This is a genomic window from Niameybacter massiliensis (assembly GCF_001282685.1).
In the GTDB taxonomy this organism is placed as follows: domain Bacteria; phylum Bacillota; class Clostridia; order Lachnospirales; family Cellulosilyticaceae; genus Holtiella; species Holtiella tumoricola.
The window spans coordinates 3241600-3261006 of sequence record NZ_LN875035.1; the positions used below are offsets into that span (position 1 = coordinate 3241600).

The 19407-nt window shown below is 33.5% G+C and carries 17 protein-coding genes; 4 read left to right on the plus strand and 13 right to left on the minus strand.

The window, feature by feature from the left end; all coding sequences use genetic code 11:
• Positions 1–42: 42 nt before the first annotated feature.
• Entirely contained in the window at positions 43–1689 is a 1647-nt protein-coding gene (locus BN2390_RS20585; protein WP_053986160.1) for an RNA polymerase sigma factor, read from the minus strand.
• 344 nt (positions 1690–2033) lie between these two features.
• Between BN2390_RS20585 and BN2390_RS20590 the strand changes: the two genes are divergently transcribed.
• From BN2390_RS20590 to BN2390_RS20605, 4 genes are all read left to right on the plus strand, one after another.
• Positions 2034–3050, plus strand: coding sequence for a sensor histidine kinase (locus tag BN2390_RS20590; RefSeq protein WP_053986161.1), 1017 nt, complete (start codon positions 2034–2036; stop codon positions 3048–3050).
• A 103-nt stretch (positions 3051–3153) separates the two neighbouring features.
• On the plus strand, positions 3154–3978 hold the full coding sequence (locus BN2390_RS20595; protein ID WP_053986162.1) for a TraX family protein: 825 nt from the start codon (positions 3154–3156) through the stop codon (positions 3976–3978).
• 9 nt (positions 3979–3987) lie between these two features.
• Entirely contained in the window at positions 3988–4755 is a 768-nt protein-coding gene (locus BN2390_RS20600) for an ABC transporter ATP-binding protein (protein ID WP_053986163.1), read from the plus strand.
• A complete protein-coding gene (locus BN2390_RS20605; RefSeq protein ID WP_053986164.1) occupies positions 4745–6754 on the plus strand; it encodes an ABC transporter permease in 2010 nt (669 codons plus the stop codon). The genes BN2390_RS20600 and BN2390_RS20605 overlap by 11 nt, the downstream gene beginning before the upstream one ends.
• A gap of 135 nt (positions 6755–6889) precedes the next feature.
• Here BN2390_RS20605 and BN2390_RS20610 read toward each other — a convergent pair whose 3' ends face one another.
• From BN2390_RS20610 to BN2390_RS20665, 12 genes are all read right to left on the minus strand, one after another.
• Positions 6890–7399: a GNAT family N-acetyltransferase gene (locus tag BN2390_RS20610; RefSeq protein ID WP_053986165.1), complete on the minus strand. Its 510-nt coding sequence runs from the start codon at positions 7397–7399 to the stop codon at positions 6890–6892.
• A gap of 302 nt (positions 7400–7701) precedes the next feature.
• Complete coding sequence (locus BN2390_RS20615; RefSeq protein WP_053986166.1) at positions 7702–8367, minus strand: response regulator transcription factor; 666 nt, start codon at positions 8365–8367, stop codon at positions 7702–7704.
• Positions 8368–8502: 135 nt separating this feature from the next.
• Positions 8503–8994, minus strand: a complete 492-nt coding sequence (locus tag BN2390_RS20620) for a ferritin-like domain-containing protein (RefSeq protein ID WP_242847703.1) — start codon at positions 8992–8994, stop codon at positions 8503–8505.
• A 46-nt stretch (positions 8995–9040) separates the two neighbouring features.
• On the minus strand, positions 9041–9586 hold the full coding sequence (locus BN2390_RS20625; RefSeq protein WP_053986167.1) for a GNAT family N-acetyltransferase: 546 nt from the start codon (positions 9584–9586) through the stop codon (positions 9041–9043).
• Positions 9587–9818: 232 nt separating this feature from the next.
• Positions 9819–11456, minus strand: coding sequence for a ribonuclease J (locus BN2390_RS20630; protein ID WP_053986388.1), 1638 nt, complete (start codon positions 11454–11456; stop codon positions 9819–9821).
• A gap of 412 nt (positions 11457–11868) precedes the next feature.
• Positions 11869–14172, minus strand: a complete 2304-nt coding sequence (gene gshAB, locus BN2390_RS20635; protein ID WP_053986168.1) for a bifunctional glutamate--cysteine ligase GshA/glutathione synthetase GshB — start codon at positions 14170–14172, stop codon at positions 11869–11871.
• Between the two features lie 126 nt (positions 14173–14298).
• On the minus strand, positions 14299–15183 hold the full coding sequence (locus BN2390_RS20640) for an SPL family radical SAM protein (protein WP_053986389.1): 885 nt from the start codon (positions 15181–15183) through the stop codon (positions 14299–14301).
• Positions 15180–15440, minus strand: a complete 261-nt coding sequence (locus BN2390_RS20645; protein WP_053986169.1) for a zinc ribbon domain-containing protein — start codon at positions 15438–15440, stop codon at positions 15180–15182. Before BN2390_RS20645 ends, BN2390_RS20640 begins: the two co-directional genes overlap by 4 nt.
• 88 nt (positions 15441–15528) lie before the next feature.
• Entirely contained in the window at positions 15529–16443 is a 915-nt protein-coding gene (locus tag BN2390_RS20650) for a helix-turn-helix transcriptional regulator (protein ID WP_053986170.1), read from the minus strand.
• A 162-nt stretch (positions 16444–16605) separates the two neighbouring features.
• A complete protein-coding gene (locus BN2390_RS20655) occupies positions 16606–17484 on the minus strand; it encodes an N-acetylneuraminate lyase (protein ID WP_053986171.1) in 879 nt (292 codons plus the stop codon).
• Positions 17485–17523: 39 nt separating this feature from the next.
• Positions 17524–18399, minus strand: coding sequence for a carbohydrate ABC transporter permease (locus BN2390_RS20660; RefSeq protein WP_053986172.1), 876 nt, complete (start codon positions 18397–18399; stop codon positions 17524–17526).
• A gap of 14 nt (positions 18400–18413) precedes the next feature.
• Positions 18414–19382 (minus strand): ABC transporter permease, encoded by a 969-nt coding sequence (locus BN2390_RS20665; RefSeq protein ID WP_053986173.1) that lies wholly within the window; start codon positions 19380–19382, stop codon positions 18414–18416.
• Positions 19383–19407: the final 25 nt, after the last annotated feature.

Genomic DNA, 19407 nt, shown 5'->3' on the forward strand with positions numbered 1-19407 from the left:
GTCAAAAAACGATCCTTACTTCTTTATTACTTGATAAATTATTTATTTACTTACCATAATCCAAGTTCCTTCTGCACATATAGGATTTGGAGGTGTACTTAAAATCCCTCTTTGTATACACCCCTCTACAACCCAATCCATCAATCTTAATTGTGTCATTGTTACAAACATCTTATATTCATTCAAAAGATGCTTGGGTACAAGCTTTTTAATAAGTGGATAGAGATCATCTACCGTCTCCTCTACTAAGTCTTTTAGCTCTTCTTGTATTTTATAAGATAGCTCATAAAACTTTTGCTCATCCTTTGTGTTCATCACTAAAACTTTAGGATATAAATACCCTTCCTTAATCTTTAAATAACCCGCTTCAATAGCTTTTGCTGCAACTTCTTGCTCTTGCTTAGATAATTCATCACGCTTTATACCCTCTATTGCCTGTAAAGTTAATAATAATTGCTGATCATTAGCTATATCATGCCCACAAGCAAAATGTTTATCTAGACGTGTTCCATAGATATTTTGGCACTTCACCATCTTATAGCCACATACATTATAAGCCATTATGCCATCTGAGCCATAGAACCCCTCATATATACTCCCCTTACTGTCGCCCACTTCTCCACATGTAATATATTTTTCTTGTCTTTCTTCAATATGACTGAAATATTGTTTTTTTAGGCACTTACTTACTTGTTCCGCATATCTCCAAAACATCATGGAAATAAGAGACCATGCCACAAAAGATAGGTCTACCTGTTTATTTAGGAAAGGAAAATCTAAAATTTCTTTTTCATTCTTCTTTAGATAGGCGCCAATCTTCTCCACAAAATAATCAACTTTTGGTTGGTACATTTGATTAACTTGTTCTATCCCTGTTTTTTCTACCATTATAAAGTTGGCAATATATTTTCCATTCTCTGTTTTTCTTAATAATCCATATTCTCCATTTGCTCCTGCGCATTGAATCTCTAATTCTTCCTCTATAAAAGGCATTGGTACATTTAAAATGTCTGCTAGTTCTTTTGCACTACGTGGTATATCTTTGCAAAGATATATCAAATTTTGTGAGAACATGCGCTCTGCCTTTACTGTTGGATCATTTCCAATAGGACTTCCTGTCCCCATAAAATCAATATGAATAGGTTGTAAAGTTAAATCTCTGCTTTCCATCTTCTCTACCTCTTTCTTAATTGTATTGCGGGCTGAGAACAAACGTTGTTTAACTGTGGTTTCTGTAAGACTAAGTTTGGCTGCAATTTCAGACACTTTCATCTCATCTAGATAATACATAATCATAACATCACGGTACAATTTAGAAAGGAAGCCTATCTCCCTTTTAATCTTTGTATATTGGCTACGATCTTCCTGATTTTCCATATACTCTTCAATAGAATGTGTTAGCATGCTTGTACATTCATTCTCACTGTAGGACTCCATACTTATACGTTCTCTTTGCTTTCTACGTTTTTCACAGTAGTCTGCATAGGTATGGTGAGCTATTGTCCATACATAGCTATTGAAGTTTTCAATTTCGCTTACTTGATTTATACCTTTTAAAATCCTTAGAACAATATCCGAGCATAAGTCTTCTGCTTCTTCTGAATGATTACATCTCTTATAGGCAAATCCGTATAGTTTATCTAGAAAAAGTTTGTCTTCTATTTGTTTTCTTACGTTTTCTGTTCTCATAATTCCCCTCAATTTAATTTTCTTTCACTTGTATAGTCGGTAGAAAATATATCTGGTTAGCACCTTACCCTAAATTTTATTATTTTTTATATGATATTACCTGTATATAAGAAAAAGCCTAGAGCAATAAGTCATCTTATTGTCTAAGCTTTCCCCAAACCGTGTTCCATTAACAGTTCTAATTTGTCCTAGCCTATTATAACCTAAAGTTGTGCCTATGACTATATGTAAAATCATACTTTTTCATTTTCCGACATTTGCGTGGTCCGTATACCTTTTTACAAATATGGTTTATATTAAAGGAAGCTATATTGATCTTTCATTTCATATAAGGAGTTTTTATCATGCATTTTCTTGATTTCATACGTACTAAACTTTGGACTTTACTCATTTATATAGGTCTTATGCTCTTTACAAGTTTATTTTTTGTTGTTATGCATCTACCTTTATATTCCATTATTTTCTTTAATTTAATTTTTCTTGTAGCTTATACTACTTTATTACTTCATGAATTTTCCAAGAAATCTAGTTATTACAATAATGTCCTAGATGAACTAGAGCTTCTTGATCAAAAGTATCTCTTATCAGAAGTTATTTCTGAACCTGACTTTCTAGAAGGTAGATTGCTTTACACTATCTTGAAATCTACAAATAAATCTATGAATGATAGAATTGACTATTATCAAAAACTTCAATCTGAATACGAAGAATACATTGAGCTTTGGATTCATGAAATTAAAACGCCTATTGCTTCTGCTAAACTTATTGCCCAAAATCATAGAACACCTGAAATCCGTAGTATGGATGAAGAAATTGATAAGATTAATAACTTTATAGAACAGGTTCTCTTTTATTCTAGGAGCCATTTAACTGAGAAAGACTATATTATTAAAGCTTTATCTCTAAAAAAAATAATTAATACTGTCATTAAAAAGTATTCTAAGACTTTTATTTCTCTTCCTATTACATTGGAGCTAAATATTCCTGACTATACAATCTATAGTGATTCTAAATGGGTCGAGTTTATGCTGAGCCAAATTATTAGTAACGCTGTTAAATACTTAGATAAGCCTCATAAAATCATCTCTATTTCTGCTATTGAAAAGGAAAACAGTATTCATCTTACTATCCAAGATAACGGGGTAGGTATACCAGAAAGCGACTTGCGTCGTGTCTTTGACAAAGGCTTTACAGGTGAAAATGGGCGTAAATACGGAAAGTCTACAGGTATCGGACTTTATCTGTGTCATACACTTGCCAACAAGCTTGGACTAAGTCTCTCACTTACTTCTACTTTATCACAAGGTACTACTGTCACTCTTATCTTTCCCAAAAGTAAAATGCACCTTCTAGAAAGCTAACTTACAAATTTGTAAGTTAGCTGTTAGTCTAATCTATCGCAACTTCTTTTAGACTTCTGTATGATAAATCTATCTTAACGAACTCATTACGGAGGTATTCAAAATGGATTTTATTAAAAAAGGCCTAACTGGCTTTGATCTTAAATTACTCGCACTTATTTTTATGACATTTGACCACATTCAACAAATGCTTATAGGGATTATCCCTATCCCATTTTGGTTTGGAATTATTGGGCGTATTTCTGCACCTATCTTTATTTTCATGGTTGCTGAAGGTATGTACCACACTCGTAACCGCATGAAATACATGAGCCGCTTATATATAGCCTCTATAGGTATGGCACTCCTTAACAACCTTGCCAACACCTATTTCCCTATGCCAAATGGTGGTATGATTATCAATAATATTTTCGCAACGATGTTCCTTATCACCTTCTTTATCCACTTTGGTGAAAAAACTATTGTTGCTTTTAAAGAACACAAGCTCGGTCAAGGACTTCTTAACCTCCTTGCTATACTCACTCCTATTCTTGCTTCTTTCATTGTTTTGATGAGTATGGAAACTCTACCACTTTGGGTACTTAGGATTGTACTTGTAGCCATTCCTTTACCTTTATTAGTAGAAGGTGGTATTCTTTGGATTGCATTAGGTATTGGTTTCTATTTATGCCATAACAATAAAAAACATATGGGACTTTTCTATACTGTTTTCTGTATCATTACCTTCTATCTGACAACAGGTATGATACTCTCAGTAGAAAACCTATTTTATATTAATTACCAATGGCTTATGATTTTAGCTCTACCTTTTCTTCTTCTTTATAATGGCCAAAAAGGAAAAGGTATGCGTTCTTTCTTCTATATCTACTACCCAGCTCACCTCTATATCTTACTCGGTGTAGCTTATCTTATAAACGGATTCAAATAGGAGGCTTTTATGGAAAAACTATTAAGTGTACAACAAATCCAAAAATATTATGGTTCTCGTGGTAATGTTACCAAAGCTCTAGACCATATTAACCTAGATGTAGACAAAGGAGAATTTGTAGCTATAATGGGGCCTTCAGGGAGTGGTAAAACCACTCTCCTTAACTGTATTTCAACAATCGATACCGTTACAAGCGGACATATCATTATAGACGAACAAGATATTACAACTCTTTCTCAAAAGAAGCTTGCTACCTTTCGTCGTAATCATCTAGGTTTTATCTTCCAAGATTTCAACCTACTTAATACCTTAACTGCATTTGAAAATATTGCACTTGCACTCACTATTCAAAAAGTAAATCCTAAGGAAATTGAAGAGCGTATCCATACATTAGCTACTCAACTAGGTATTACCAATATCCTCTCTAAATATCCTTATGAGCTTTCTGGTGGCCAAAAACAGCGTGTTGCTTGTGCGCGTGCCATCATCACACATCCATCTCTTATTTTAGCTGATGAGCCTACAGGTGCTCTTGATTCAAAATCTTCTAGGCTTCTTCTTGAAAGCTTAGAGTTTTTAAACACCAAACTTAACGCTACTATTATGATGGTTACTCATGATGCTTTTACAGCAAGCTATGCTAAGCGTATTCTCTTTATTAAAGATGGCAAAATCTTTACTGAGCTTATAAGAGGTAATAATAACCGCAAAGACTTCTTTAATCGTATTATAGAGGTCGTAACCCTTCTCGGAGGTGACACCCACAATGTTCTTTAAACTCTCTTTACGTAATGCTAAACGTAGTTTTAAGGATTATATGATTTATTTCCTAACACTAACATTTGGTGTATGCATTTTTTATATGTTTAATGCATTAGATGCTCAACAAGCTATGTTGGAGATTACTACTTCTAAATTAGAAATCATCAAGAATCTCTCACAACTTATGGGGATTATTTCTATATTTGTAGCATTTATCTTAGGCTTTCTCATGATCTATGCTAACCACTTCCTCATTAGACGACGCAAAAAGGAGTTAGGTCTTTACCTGACTTTAGGCATGAATCGTCACACTGTTAACTTCTTACTGGTTATAGAGTCTTTGATTATTGCTATCTTTGCTCTTATAAGTGGGTTAGTTTTAGGTACCTTTTTGTCTCACGGATTATCTATTGTGACAGCACAACTCTTTGCCGTAGACTTAAAGTCTTTTACCTTTATTTTCTCTACCAGTGCTGCTTGCAAGTCTATTGTATTCTTTGCAATACTTTTTGCTATAGTTATTATTTTCAATACTATTAGCATTGCAAAATATAAACTGATTGATCTCTTACAAGGAGAAAAGAAAAATGAAACTTTAAAAATGCTTAATTTCCCCCTAGCATGCTTCTTCTTTATTCTTTCTCTTGTCATTTTAGTAATTGCTTATACCTTGGCAAGCATTAATGGACTTCGCTCTTTTGATACAAGCTTACTTAGTGCCATTCTCCTTGGTTGTATAGGAACTTATTTATTCTTTTATTCTATAGCTGGAATTGCATCTAAGCTCTGTATTAAATACAAAACCTTTTACTATAAAAATATTAATCTTTTTATTGTGAATCAAGTGATGAGTAAAATTAAAACACATCATATTTCCATGAGTGTTATTTGCCTTATGCTTTTCTTTACAATTGGCGTACTCTCTACAGGACTTAGCATGAGCAAAACACTTACTTCTACTCTAGAGGCTACAACACCTTATGATGCCACCTTATATGTGTGGGGTGAGGAAGACCAGGAGTCTCTCATCAAGCAACTTGAAAGCTATAACTTTCCTCTTAATGATGTTGCAAAGGAATATCTAGAGTTTAACCTTTACCAAGCACCCATTCATTATAGCGATCTATTTAATCAAGAAATTATGGCAACCTATAGCCACCTGTATAATTTTAACGAAGACCTTAATCTCACTGCTATTAAGCTTTCAGATTTCAATAAGGTACTTGAGTTACAAGGTGCTACCCCTATTACTTTAAATACCAATGAATATGCGATTTCATCTAATGTAGATACCTATATTAATCTTTGTAAAGAACCCTTAGGACTTCAAAAGAAACTTACTATTGGTGGTCAAGATTTATCTCCAAAATATAGAGACCCACTTAGCTACTCTCTTGAGAGCAGCTACTTTACAAGTAACCAACTCACTTTAGTTTTAAATGATGAGCTTTTAGTCAATGCACCTGTCTCTAGCATGTATTTAAATATTAATTTCTTTAATAACCAAGAAGAATGTGAAGCACTATTCACTCAATCTCTTGAAGATATAGGACATCATAATCCAGGTTTCTTTATACCCTATACAACTAAAATCAGTACCTATGAAACTTCTCTAGGATTATCTACAATCGTTACTTATATAGGTATCTATATCGGTTTTGTATTTTTAATTGCTAGCGCAGCAATTCTTGCTCTCCAACAACTCCTTGAGATTACAGACCATACAGCCCACTACGAAATTCTCCGCAAACTGGGTGTACCTTATGATACCCTTAAACGCTCTCTATTCACTCAGATTGCCCTCTATTTCTTCGCTCCACTAAGTCTAGCCCTTGTACACTCAATAGTTGGACTTAATATTACTAATAACCTTATAGCCCAATTTGGTAGCCTCTCCTTAGGTGTTACAACCTTTATAACAGCCTTCTTCCTTGTTGTTATCTACGGTGGCTACTTCCTTACAACCTATATCACCGCTAAAAATGTTATTTTAAATAATGGCTATGTTAGATAATATTGAGGATATAGCCGCATATCAAATCCCCCTAGCATTTAAATTAAAATGGTAGGGGGATTTGAAGTAAGGAAATAACTATTTGTTTTATTGACATTACTGTTGTAATAGCTTTATAAACTAGAACTTGCTAAATTACATTCGCTTTTGGAACACAAACATTCCCTCCCCTCCATCACCAATAAAATCTTCAGATGTACCTAATGATGGATTATGTTCATTTTGAAATTCCACTATATGAAAACCACATTTATTTATATAAAAATGAATATTTCTTTTGTCAAAATAGGGAGTACTAGTTTCCCATACCTTTGTATTGGGATGCAATTTCTCAATTTCACTCCAAATTGCATAGCCAATTCCTTTTGTTTGAGCGCTAGATTTTACATAGAGCAAATCAAGGTGATTGTTTTGTGTTTCATCATCAATAACTACGACAGCACCCCCACACATTTGGCCGTCAACAATTGCTTTATATGCGATAGCACCTTTCTCCTTCAAGGAACAGTCGATATCTTTTTCAGGAAGAATAATACCTCCAGTCTTACCAAAGACATCTTCAAACCCTTTCTGAAAGGCCTCCTGCATGTCTTTCTTATATTGCATTAAGTCTACATCATTAATCTTCACAAGTGAAAATTCCATTATTGCACCCCTTTTCGTTTTTCAAATATAAACATTCCACATTCCTTTTCTTTATCATATTCATTTCATACCTCCTAAAAATAAAAATACTCGGCTATTACATATATGTAATAACCGAGCTCACTCGACATCTTTTCTAACAGGCGGCCTGCAAGCGGTATGCTTACTATCCCCTACACTATGGTGTACTGTCCTCCGATGACATTATTTACTTTTTTATTAGAATACCATTTGTCTTTAATAATGTCAATTACCTCGCTTCAGAGACTACACCGGTAGAGGCACTAATCAAACTGCATGAGTTATTCTATAAAGTAGCCTTGTCCTCTTTTTGTTTGAATCACATTTTCTACACCAATACTTTCAAATTTTTTACGTAATCTATTGATATTAACAGTCAAAGTATTATCATCTACAAACCATTCACTGTCCCATAAATAGCTGACCAAGTCTTCTCTTGAAACAATACATCCTTTATCTTTTGTAAGGCAGGCAAGAATTTTTATCTCATTTTTCGTAAGTTCTACTTCTTGTCCATCATTTATGAGTATGCCTTTAGAGAAGTTTATTTTAAAATTATTAAATTGTACCACCTCTTGGTACCCTGCATAGGTTCTTTTTAGGAGTACACTTATTCTAGCTAAAAGTATTTGAGTATTATAAGGCTTTGTGACGAAGTCATCTGCTCCTAAATTCATACTCATCAGTTCATCCATATCACTATCCCTACTTGTAACAATAATAATAGGCGTATCTAAAGTTTGCCTTATTTCCTTACAAATATAGTACCCATCATATACTGGTAAGTTTATATCTAATAAAATAAGATGTGCTTCTGCCTTTTTAATATCTTCTAACACATTTTCAAACTCTTCTATTATTACTACTTCATAGCCATATCGTCTTAAAAGTTCACCTAATTCATTACGTATTTTCTCTTGATCCTCTACTATAAGTATTTTATACATTTCTTCCTCCAGTATATATGTAAGTTTTACATCGATTACTCTTAGTCTACCATAATCTTTTCCTTTTATCCCCTCTAGAACTTTTACATAAATAGAAGAGACTATCACCTAACAATTTGCGATAGTCTCTTCTATTTACTTATTTATATTTAAAATATAGTTGTATTTTGTCGCATGTTTGAGCTCATCTGTTAAAATTTCAAAGACTGCATCTCTATAATACTCTGTTGGAAGTCCAGCACGAATGTCACGATATCTTTCTACTGCTGTTAATTCTCCAAATAATGCTTGCTTAACACCATCAATATATGATTTTGGCTTTGTAAATTCTACATCTTTTGGTTCTGGAATTTGCTGTCCTGTAAAGTTTTGATAAATTTGTCTAAGCATTTGATTATGCTTTTTTTCATCATCACGAATTGTAGTAATAATAGCTTTTTCTTCTGGTGTTGGTGCTGCACCAATTAAGTAATTATAGAAGAGTTCATCTTCTTTTTCATCTTGAACGGAATCATATATAGACATAAGTGCTTGATCTAATGATTTATAAGTTGCAGGTACATTCGTTGTATCATTCCGCATTTTGTTAAGTTGTGCTCTATTATAATGAGGGTAAGAATTTCGCATTTTAAAGCTCCTTTATAATCATTCTTCCTTATAGTCTATGGAAAAATTAGGATAAAAGTGCATATTCTCCTCTAGTTAAGCTATAACATAGACATTTTACTTCTTGTTTCTCTAAAAGATTTAATCTCTTATTTTCTGTAAAACTATATTTAAATCCACATCTTTCTATAACATGTTTTGATCTTTCATTAAACTCAAAATGACTACACCATACAACATCCATGTGTAACGCCTCAAATGCATAACTAAGTACTGCCTTTACCCCTTCTGTTATATATCCCATCCCCCAATATTCTGGATGAAGTACATAGCCTACTTCTCTTTGTTCCATCACACCAAATTCATCTTTCTTACTTATCTCATGCAGCCCAATACTCCCTATAACTTTATGATGAGATTTTAATTCTATGGCATAGACATCTCCTGCTTTTATAAAGCTTTCTACTATTTTCTTACTCATCTCTTCATCCTTATGTGGTGGCCATCCTGCATTGGGCCCAACTCTAGGATCTTTTGCATAATCATATAAATCATCTATATCTTCTAATGTCCATGGACGTAATACAAGGCGCTTTGTTTCTAATACTTTCATCTCATTTCCCCTTTCACAGCTTCTATTACCTTAACTTTTTAAATTTTATCATATTTTCACACTCTTCACACCTAATAAAACTATCCTATTAAATATTCGTATGAAGTGTTCTGTTACCTTCTTAATGCTAAATAATAGAACCTCCCTAAAAGCCTCTACCAATAACTCTTAAAATATAGACGTGTATACAAAAAAACTGCTACACCTTAATGTAGCAGTTTCTTCTATATTATTAAATTTCCATGATAATCGGTAAGATAATTGGATTACGTCTTGTTTTTTGCCAAATGAATGTTCTAAGATCATCTTTAACAACACTCTTAATCTCTGACCAACTTACAATGCCTTGATCTTGGCAGTGGTCAAGTGAACGTTGAACAACACGTTTTGCTTCATTCATAAGTGGTTCTGCTTCTCTTACATACACAAATCCACGTGAAATCACATCTGGTCCCGATACAACAGCTTTAGAGTCGCGCTCTAATGTCATAACAACCATGATGAGACCATCTTGTGAAAGAAGTTTACGGTCGCGAAGAACGACATTTCCTACATCACCTACACCAAGTCCATCTACTAGAACTTGCCCTGATGGTACACGTCCTACAACTTTACAACCCTCTGCATTCATCTCAAGCACATCTCCAATAGAGAGAATCATTGTATTTTCTTTTTCCATTCCTAGCTCTACAGCAAGTTCTGTATGTTGTTGTAAGTGTCTATATTCACCATGCACTGGAATAAAGTATTTTGGTCTTACAAGTGCATGAATGAGTTTAAGTTCTTCTTGAGTTGCATGGCCTGATACGTGAGTATCTTCACGTACAATAATAGTTCCTTTTTTCGCTAACTCATTAACAACTTTTGATACAGTTTTTTCATTCCCAGGAATAGGTGTTGAACTAAGTACAATAACATCTCCTGGTTTTAAATCAATTTGTTTATGTTCTGAGAATGCCATTCTAGATAGAGCAGCCATTGGCTCACCTTGGCTTCCTGTCATAATTGTTACAAGTTCTTCATCTTTATAACGATTAATTTGATTTGACTCAATTAAAGTCTTTTCTGGAATATCTAAATATCCTAATTCATTCGCTGTACGTACAATGTTGACCATACTACGACCTAGTACTGCTACTTTACGATTATGTTTGTGTGCTGCAGTAATTACTTGTTGCACACGGTCAATATTCGAAGCAAAAGTAGCAACCATAATACGTCTATCTTTGTATTGGTTAAATACCTTATCTATAGTTTCTCCAACTTTTCTTTCTGATGGGTTATGGCCTAATTTCCCTACATTTGTACTATCTGCAAGTAAGGCTAAAACACCTTGTTTTCCAAGTTCTGCTAAACGATGTAAATCTAATACACTACCTCTAATTGGTGTGTAATCTACTTTAAAGTCACCTGTGTGAATAAGTGTACCTACTGGTGTCCAAATTCCTAGCATAACGGCATCTGCTATACTGTGGTTAGAACGGATAAATTCAATTTTAAAGCTGCTTCCGAGTTTAATTGTATCCCCTTGTTTTACAACAATTCTAGTTGTTGTATTCATCATCTTGTGTTCAATTAATTTATTTTCCACAAGTGCAATAGTAAGTTGTGTTCCATAAACAGGTACATTTAATTCTTTTAAGATATATGGTAATGCACCAATATGATCCTCATGTCCATGTGTTAAAACAATACCCCTAATTCTATCTTTGTTCTGTGTCAAATAAGTAATGTCTGGAATAACTAAATCAATTCCTAGCATATCATCTGTTGGGAATGATAATCCACAGTCAACGATGATCATATCTTCCCCATATTCAAAAACAGTCATGTTTTTTCCGATTTCTCCTAGTCCCCCTAGGGAAATCATTTTAAGTTTTCCTTTTGTGTGTCGTGTTGTCACGCATTTACCTCCATATTTCTCTTTCTTTTTTAATGTATTTATATTTTAGTCTCATTTTTTGCTATACTTATAAATTTGTATCGATTTTTAAGAATATTTCTCTTTCAAAAATACTATTGTTCTCGGTTTTTAAAATTAAATTTACGTTTATTTCATTTTGTCTAATAATAGGTACAATATTCAGGTTAAATCGTTTAATTTGCCGTTCCGATTTCCTTTTTATACCCTTAATATTTACATTTGACCGTTCCATTCAGGTAGCTTTATAAGCTTACTTAACTCTTTTAGTATATAGGTCCACGCCCTAATTGTCAAACCTCCATCTTTTGACAATATAAAAAACTAGATAAAACTTTAATTTTATCTAGTCTCTTTCGTTTTATTCAAACCCTAAGAGTTTGAGAATTAAAACTGCTACATTCCGTTCTTTACCTTTATAAGGGAAAGAATGTATATGGATGGCTGGATTAAAATTGAGTTCAATAATCCCATAACTAGCTTTTACATCTTCTATATTCTCTAGCATCATATCAACGCCACAAATCTTAGCTCCTACTGCCTTAGCGCTTGCTACAGCAATCTTCTTGAAATACTCATGTACTTGATCTGTATAGTCAATGCTATCTCCACCTGTACTAATATTTGAGTTTTCTCTCAAAAAAACTACTTCTTCTAACAAAGGTACTGTTTCAAAATCTTTATTTTGTTGCTTTAGGAAAAGTTTTGCACTTTCATCCAACTGAATCTTTTCCAGCGGTGTTTTATAGCCTTTTCCTCGTAATACATTCTGGTTCTTTATTTCTACTAATTCCCGAATTGTATGTGTACCGTTTCCTATAACATTTGCCGGAACACGATGTAATATACCTACCACTTCATCATTAATCACTAGGAATCGGTACTCTTTTCCAGGAATAAAACGTTCTACTAGCACTGCATCATCATGAGAAAATGCTATTTCTAAAGCTTTTTGCAAGTCTTCCTTACTTGCACCTGTAGGAAAAATACTAATACCTATACCAAAATTTGTTGATTTAGGCTTTATTACAATTGGCTTATTTATATATAAGTCTATTTTATCTTTCGCTTCATCTATATGACTAAAACTTTCACCTTCAGGTACACGTATCCCTTTCTGCTTAAGCAACTTTTTAGTAACAATCTTATTTTCCATCATAAGTGCTGTTATATAGTTGTCTGCGCCTGTCTTAGTCGCCTGTTTGATGTATTCTACATGATTTCTCTTTTTAAGAGCAATAAAGTTTTCCTCTCTATCAAGGATTTCTATTTTAATCCCTCTCTTGACTGCCTCTTTCATTAAAATTTGAGTAGAGAGCTCCATATCTTCATAACCTTCAAACTTGAAACGTTTTTGATAGGCATCATTTTTATAGTTCCTTGCAAGCTCTATACTTGCCTTAAGGTAGCCTTTTTCTTTCACCATTTCTACTATTTGATGGGCATAAGTTAGGGTATAATCTTCAACCTTTTTAATCATTTCGTTTAAGACTTCTTCTTGCCCTAATTCTAGAACATAGTTAATTTCTTGCATGCGTTCTAATATTTCTATACCCCATTCTTCTTTACTAACTAACTTCCCTTCTCTTAAAAGAAGATTCTCTTTTTGACCATACTTCGCTATACAGCGTTGATTCTTAAGTGCTTCTTGTTGCCATTTGGTATAGTCTGATTCTTCTTCTAATAATAAAAACAGATTAAATAGATGCATGAAATATAAATCATCTAACTTAATCCCCGATTTTTCAAAAGGATTAATATCAATACTCCTATATTCTAAATAGGCTATACCTTCTTCTTGTAAAGATTCTAGTAGGCTTTCATTGTCATAAGCTTTTAATCTAATTTGGCTATAGAGTTCTTTAGGGCTTTCAATGAGTCCGTCTGTTACAAACTTCTCTAGACTTTTTGTATAGTCTTCTATAGTTTGATAGTTTGGAAATAGCTCAACCTTATTGGTATAACCATACTCACTATTTCTATAAGAAAGGGCACCATCATTGGTATAACTATCTTCTGCCACTTCCTGTAATTGCTTAACACATTCTTCTACATAACTTTCATGCATAACACTACTACTACCTAATAGGTAAATTAAAAGCCAACGATAACGTAAATAGTTTCTCGCAACCTTTAAATAGAGATAGTCTCTAAATTCTCTATAGCTTTTATCCTTAGGTCCATGTTCATATAACTTTCTAATAAAATCCTCATTAAATGAAAAATTATAATGGATTCCTGAAACAAGCTGGCGCTTGCCTCCATATTTAGCTAATAACTTTCTTCTATAGGCATAAGCTTTTTCTCCTGAAGGACATTTACAAAATTCTGCAAGTGGAATCTGCTGATCATCAGGGATATTACAAGGCATAGATTGAGGCCATAGATACTCATCTCCTAACTCTAATGCTGTAATATCATATAAAGCACATAAAAACTTGTGTGTTTCTTCTATTGTTTCAAAAGCAGGTGTAATAAGCTCTACCTGACTCTCAGAAAAGTCTGTTGTAATATAAGGATTAAAAAGCTTAGCTCCAAATACTTCTGGATGAGGTGTCGTTGCTAAATTTCCATAACTATCACATCTTAAACTTTCACGCTCAATTCCAAAATGTCCTTTAAGAAGTTCTTTTCCTTTAAATAATTGTTTGATTTCATTTAGCATTGTTGCTCCTCTTTCTTCTCATACAATTTAGGTCATTTAATTTTATTGTGTCCTAAACTCAAAAAAACATGAAAAAGCGTCCCTCATTCTATAGAAGGACGCTATACTATTTATTTCATTTTATTATTACTCAAACAATGATAATTGTAAACTCCCATATCCTTTTTTAGCTAAATGTATAATGTCTTGCATCCTATATACTATCCCTCGTGTTTCACATTCTGTACTAAATAGCTTCCACAAGGCCTTGGCATTAGGAGAAGTACACATATAATTTTCACCGTAGTAGGACATATATTTTTCTTTAATGCCTGGAAATTCTTTATCTAAATGCTCATAAAAATACTCTCGTTGCTGTTGCCTAAGTGTAATCCCCATAGCTGGATAAATAAACTTGGCTCCATTCGCATGCGCTTGCTTTACAATTTGATAAATATTTTCTTCAGTATCTTCTATAAAAGGTAAGACTGGCATCATCAATATACCAGTAAAAATACCTTCTTCACTTAATGCCCTAACAGCTTCAAAGCGTTCAGATGAAGGACATACATAAGGCTCTACCTTTTTAGCCAGTCTATCCTCTGCAGCTGTTACTGTAATTTTAGCTATAACAGGTGCGTGTTGTTTGATTACTTTAAGGACATCTATATCTCTTTTTATCAAGCTACTTTTAGTAGCAATGGCTACACCAAAATCATAGGCACTTATAAGTTCTAGTGCATATCTTGTAAGCTGTATTTTTTGTTCAATAGGATTATAAGGGTCTGACATAGAGCCTGTTCCTATAATACCTTTTTGTGTCTTACGCCTTAATTCATTACGAATGAGAGTAAGGGCATCTGCCTTTACTCTCACTTCATCAAAGTTCTCTATTTGATAACAAGCACTTCTACTATCACAGTAAATACATCCGTGACAACATCCTTTATAAATGTTCATATTATAACGTGTACCAAACCAACTTTCATCTTTTGTTCTTGTTATAATGGTTTTTGCCGGTATTTCTTTTATTTCCATCTTTTAAGTGTTGGGAAATAGCCTCTCATTGCTTGCTTAGCTGCTTCTACATCTGGGTAAACCTTCTCTTTTACAACAATAGGTGCACAGAACTCAATCATCTCATCCATTGTCATCTCACCTACAAACTTTCCTTCATTAAAGCAATATTTACAATACGCTTCATTTAGGCTACCATCTGCATTTGTTCCCAGTTCCTCCTCATTTGTTAATGGCATTGCACAAGACTGACATACTTTCATTTCGCTCATTGTATTAAGCTCCCTTCTATTTTTTAAATGACTACCTCATAGTCTATAAGTAGCTTAACATTACAAATACGACAACTGTATGTCATATTTAATAACTATATTTTTTTAATATAGCATGAGCTTGCTGTCTGAGCTGTTCTTTTATCTCTAATGGTTCTATAACTGTGACTTGATCTCCAAAGGACAGAAGATAACTCCATACCCATTCACCTCTTGGATAGCGTACATTGACCTCTAGGCTACCATCTTTAAGAAAGCTGACATCCTCTTCTTCAAATTGATCAAACACTCTAAATGCCATATTAGGGTTAAAATGAAGTTTAAGTTGAATCCACTCTTCAGGTCTTACTTCCTCTACCTGTTTATCTATTGTAGGCGGTAGTATCTGTTTGATTTCAAATTCATCCTCTAATAGCTGAACCTGTCTCATTCTTGTAATTTTAAAAGTACGATAGGCTTCCTTATTCCTACAAAAGGCCTGCACATACCAATTTTGCCCTTTAAAAGTCATTTTTACAGGCTCTACTATCCTCAAAGTCTTTTCCCCATAACTACTTAAATATTCAAACTGTAGGCATTGATTATTTATAATTCCTTTTTTAATGATTGTAAATTTATCCTTTTCCTCTTTTGGACTTCCCCAATGTGAAAAGTCTACCTCTATCCAATCCTCTTGTACCTTATCAAAAAGGCTTCCTAATTTCTCTATAACTTGATGAGCATCAGGGTATCTTGCTCCCTTTAAAGTTTGCAATCCCATTAATACTTCACTTTGCTCTTCCTCCGATAAGATAGATTTATTTAATGTACAGCGTTCTAAAAGTTTGATTCCACCCCCAACGCCCTTAGTCGTATAGACAGGTATGCCTGCACCACTTAATGTATCCAAATCTCTATAGATTGTTCTAGTGGATACTTCAAAACGTTCTGCTAGTTCCTTAGCTGTCACACTTTCTCTATTTAATAAAATATATAATATCTCAAACAAACGATTAACTTGCATAATCTTCTCCCCATTCTTACTTGCTCTTTCTTTTATAGTACCTTATTTTCATTTGCTTTTCCAAGCCAAAACTTCTATACAACAGGGTCTAAAAATAAAAAGGTTGCTACGTTATAAATGTAGCAACCTTTTCTTCTTAATAAGACGTTCTCTTCTATCCCATTAAGAAAGATATTGTTTAAACACTTGTTGTAATACCTTTTTCTCTTCCTCTTTCAGCATTTTAAAAGGTTCTCTACACCCATTATCCTCAAATCCATAGCACCCAAGCAACACCTTAACAGATTGCATAACACCATACTTTACAATGTATTCTATTACATGATTTGCTTTACTTTGCAGTAATTTAGCCTCTTCTATATCCCCTGCTTTAAAATGATCTAACAAATTGATATATAGTTGTGGCATACAATTATAAGTACTTCCTATACCACCATCTGCTCCAGCAATGAGCCCCGAAAGAAGCATTTCATCAAAGCCATTATAAACAACTAAATCACTTCTTCTATTCTTGATACGTTCTAATTGATATAAATCTTGTGATGTATGTTTAAGACCTTTGATTAATGAATGACTTAGTAATCCTTCCAACTGCTCAATACTAAACTGGGTACCAACTAATGATGGAAAGTTATAAACAATCATAGGCAGCTCACATGCATCTGCCACTCGGTCATAATAGCTCTTAATTTCTCCATAGGAAAACTTATAATAAAAAGGTGACACTGAAGAAATTGCATCTACGCCAACTGCCTTCGCATGTAATCCAAGTTCTATTGTCTTTCTAGTTCCTATATTCCCTATATGTGCTACTACTGGTACCCTACCAGCTACTTGATTCACTACTACTTCTACGATTTTCTTACGTTCCTCATCTGTTAATAAGAATGCTTCACCTGTACTACCACAAACATAAAACCCATTCATTCCTTGACGAATTAGAAACTCTACAATCTCTCTTAGTTGTTTATAATCTATTTCACCACTAGGTGTATAAGGCGTAGTTAGTGCTGCTAGTAATCCCTTTATATCTTTACCCATTGTTATTAATCTCCTTCTCCTTTATTAAAATCACTCTACTTATTCTTTAACGCCACCTACTAAAAAGCCTTTAGCAAAATATTTCTGTACAAAAGGATAGATACACAAAATAGGTATTGTACTAATCACAATAACCGCACACTTAATCGACTCTGTTGGTGCACTCATTGCAACCTCTGCAATATTCAAATCTGATGCACTTGCCTGTATCATAATACCTCTCATTATATTTTGCACCGGTAATTTAGATGGTGTATTAATAAAGATAGAAGCATTAAACCATTCATTCCAATGCCACACAGCATACATCATTCCAACAGTTGCAATAGAAGGGACACTGAGTGGTAAAATAATTTTACTAAAGAGTTGGAATTGATTGCATCCATCTATTGTTGCTGCTTCTTCTATACTTTCAGGTAACTGTTGAAAAAATGCCTTCATAATAAATAGATAAACAGAGTTAATCGTAAACGGAATAATCATTGCCCACAATGTATCCATCATTCCCATTGATCTTACAAGTAAGAATAGAGGCACTAAAGGTGCTGGGAATACAATTGCTAAGTTAACAAGAGCAATAACAAACTTTCTCCCTGGTAAATGCTTTTTAGATATGGCATAAGCCATAGAGCATGTAAATATAAGTTGTATCAATGTTCCTACGACTACACGAATGATTGTTACAACATAAGCACCATAAATACGAGACCCCGAAGCAAGAATCATCTTATATGCAGATAAATCAAACTGTTCTGGGATTAAAATAAATCCTCCCCTTCTAATAGCCTCTTCTTCTGATACAAAAGATGTCATAAGCACAATAAATAATGGTAATATAAAGAATAATGAAATAATCACTAACATAGTGTTATTAACTGCATCAAGTGTTTTCTCACCTTTAGTTCTTGCTATCATCTTAGTTCCCCCCTCTATGAATACATATTTTCATGACCTAGTTTTTTGGCCACTATATTTGTAATCCACACTAACATTAATCCTATTAGAGACTTAAATAAGTTGACGGCTGTAGCAAACGAGTACCTTAAGTCTTCAAGGCCTGCTCTATATACATAGGTATCAATAATATCTGCTACGTTATAAACTGCTGGTGAATAAAGTAAAAGTGTTTCCTCCCACCCTTCATTCATGATGACACCAATTCTTAAGATAAACATAATCATAATAGCAAAACCAATGCTTGGTAATGTAATCTTCCATATTTGTTGCCATTTACTCGCTCCATCTATACTTGCAGCCTCATATAGTTGTGGATCTATCCCTGACATGGCAGCAATATAAATAATGGAGCACCATCCTATATTCTTCCATGCAATTGAAGTTAATAATATCCCTCTAAACCATCCTGGGTCTGTTACATAATATCCTGGTTCTCCTCCAAAAAAGGATACAATACTAGGTATAATCCCTCCGCTGGTTGAAAAAAGCATAAATACTATTCCGGCAAGTACTACGTTAGAAATGAAATATGGCATATAGGAAATTGTTTGTACAACCTTTTTAAATTTAGTATGTATAACTTCATTAATCATAATGGCTAGAATAATAGGTAATGTAAATTCTATAAGTAATCTCCATAAAGCTAAAATAACTGTGTTGTTAAAAATGTTCCAAAAATAATAAGAGCTTGTAAAATCTTTAAAATGCCTTAATCCAACAAATGGTGAAGTAAACATCGCCTCTAATCCCTCAAAAGGAGCTAAATCTTTAAATGCTATAACATATCCTAGTATAGGGATAATTCTAAATATCAAATAATATATCAGACCTGGTAATAACAATAAATAGAGCAATTTATTATCCCATATTCTTTTTCCTAAACTAGATTTTATACTTTTTTCAAGTCCTATAGATGTATTATTTCGTTTTACACGTATCACTTAAATCCCCCCCAACTTATTAATT

Bases quoted from the DNA above. Each gene is read 5' to 3' on its own strand.
- BN2390_RS20600 (WP_053986163.1), top strand. From the start codon at position 3,988: ATGGAAAAACTATTAAGTGTACAACAAATCCAAAAATATTATGGTTCT.
- BN2390_RS20590 (WP_053986161.1), top strand. From the start codon at position 2,034: ATGCATTTTCTTGATTTCATACGTACTAAACTTTGGACTTTACTCATT.
- BN2390_RS20625 (WP_053986167.1), bottom strand. From the start codon at position 9,586: ATGAAAGTATTAGAAACAAAGCGCCTTGTATTACGTCCATGGACATTA.
- BN2390_RS20605 (WP_053986164.1), top strand. From the start codon at position 4,745: ATGTTCTTTAAACTCTCTTTACGTAATGCTAAACGTAGTTTTAAGGAT.
- BN2390_RS20620 (WP_242847703.1), bottom strand. From the start codon at position 8,994: ATGCGAAATTCTTACCCTCATTATAATAGAGCACAACTTAACAAAATG.
- BN2390_RS20645 (WP_053986169.1), bottom strand. From the start codon at position 15,440: ATGAGCGAAATGAAAGTATGTCAGTCTTGTGCAATGCCATTAACAAAT.
- BN2390_RS20595 (WP_053986162.1), top strand. From the start codon at position 3,154: ATGGATTTTATTAAAAAAGGCCTAACTGGCTTTGATCTTAAATTACTC.
- BN2390_RS20610 (WP_053986165.1), bottom strand. From the start codon at position 7,399: ATGGAATTTTCACTTGTGAAGATTAATGATGTAGACTTAATGCAATAT.
- gshAB (WP_053986168.1), bottom strand. From the start codon at position 14,172: ATGCTAAATGAAATCAAACAATTATTTAAAGGAAAAGAACTTCTTAAA.
- BN2390_RS20650 (WP_053986170.1), bottom strand. From the start codon at position 16,443: ATGCAAGTTAATCGTTTGTTTGAGATATTATATATTTTATTAAATAGA.
- BN2390_RS20660 (WP_053986172.1), bottom strand. From the start codon at position 18,399: ATGATAGCAAGAACTAAAGGTGAGAAAACACTTGATGCAGTTAATAAC.
- BN2390_RS20630 (WP_053986388.1), bottom strand. From the start codon at position 11,456: ATGATTTCCCTAGGGGGACTAGGAGAAATCGGAAAAAACATGACTGTT.
- BN2390_RS20615 (WP_053986166.1), bottom strand. From the start codon at position 8,367: ATGTATAAAATACTTATAGTAGAGGATCAAGAGAAAATACGTAATGAA.
- BN2390_RS20655 (WP_053986171.1), bottom strand. From the start codon at position 17,484: ATGGGTAAAGATATAAAGGGATTACTAGCAGCACTAACTACGCCTTAT.
- BN2390_RS20585 (WP_053986160.1), bottom strand. From the start codon at position 1,689: ATGAGAACAGAAAACGTAAGAAAACAAATAGAAGACAAACTTTTTCTA.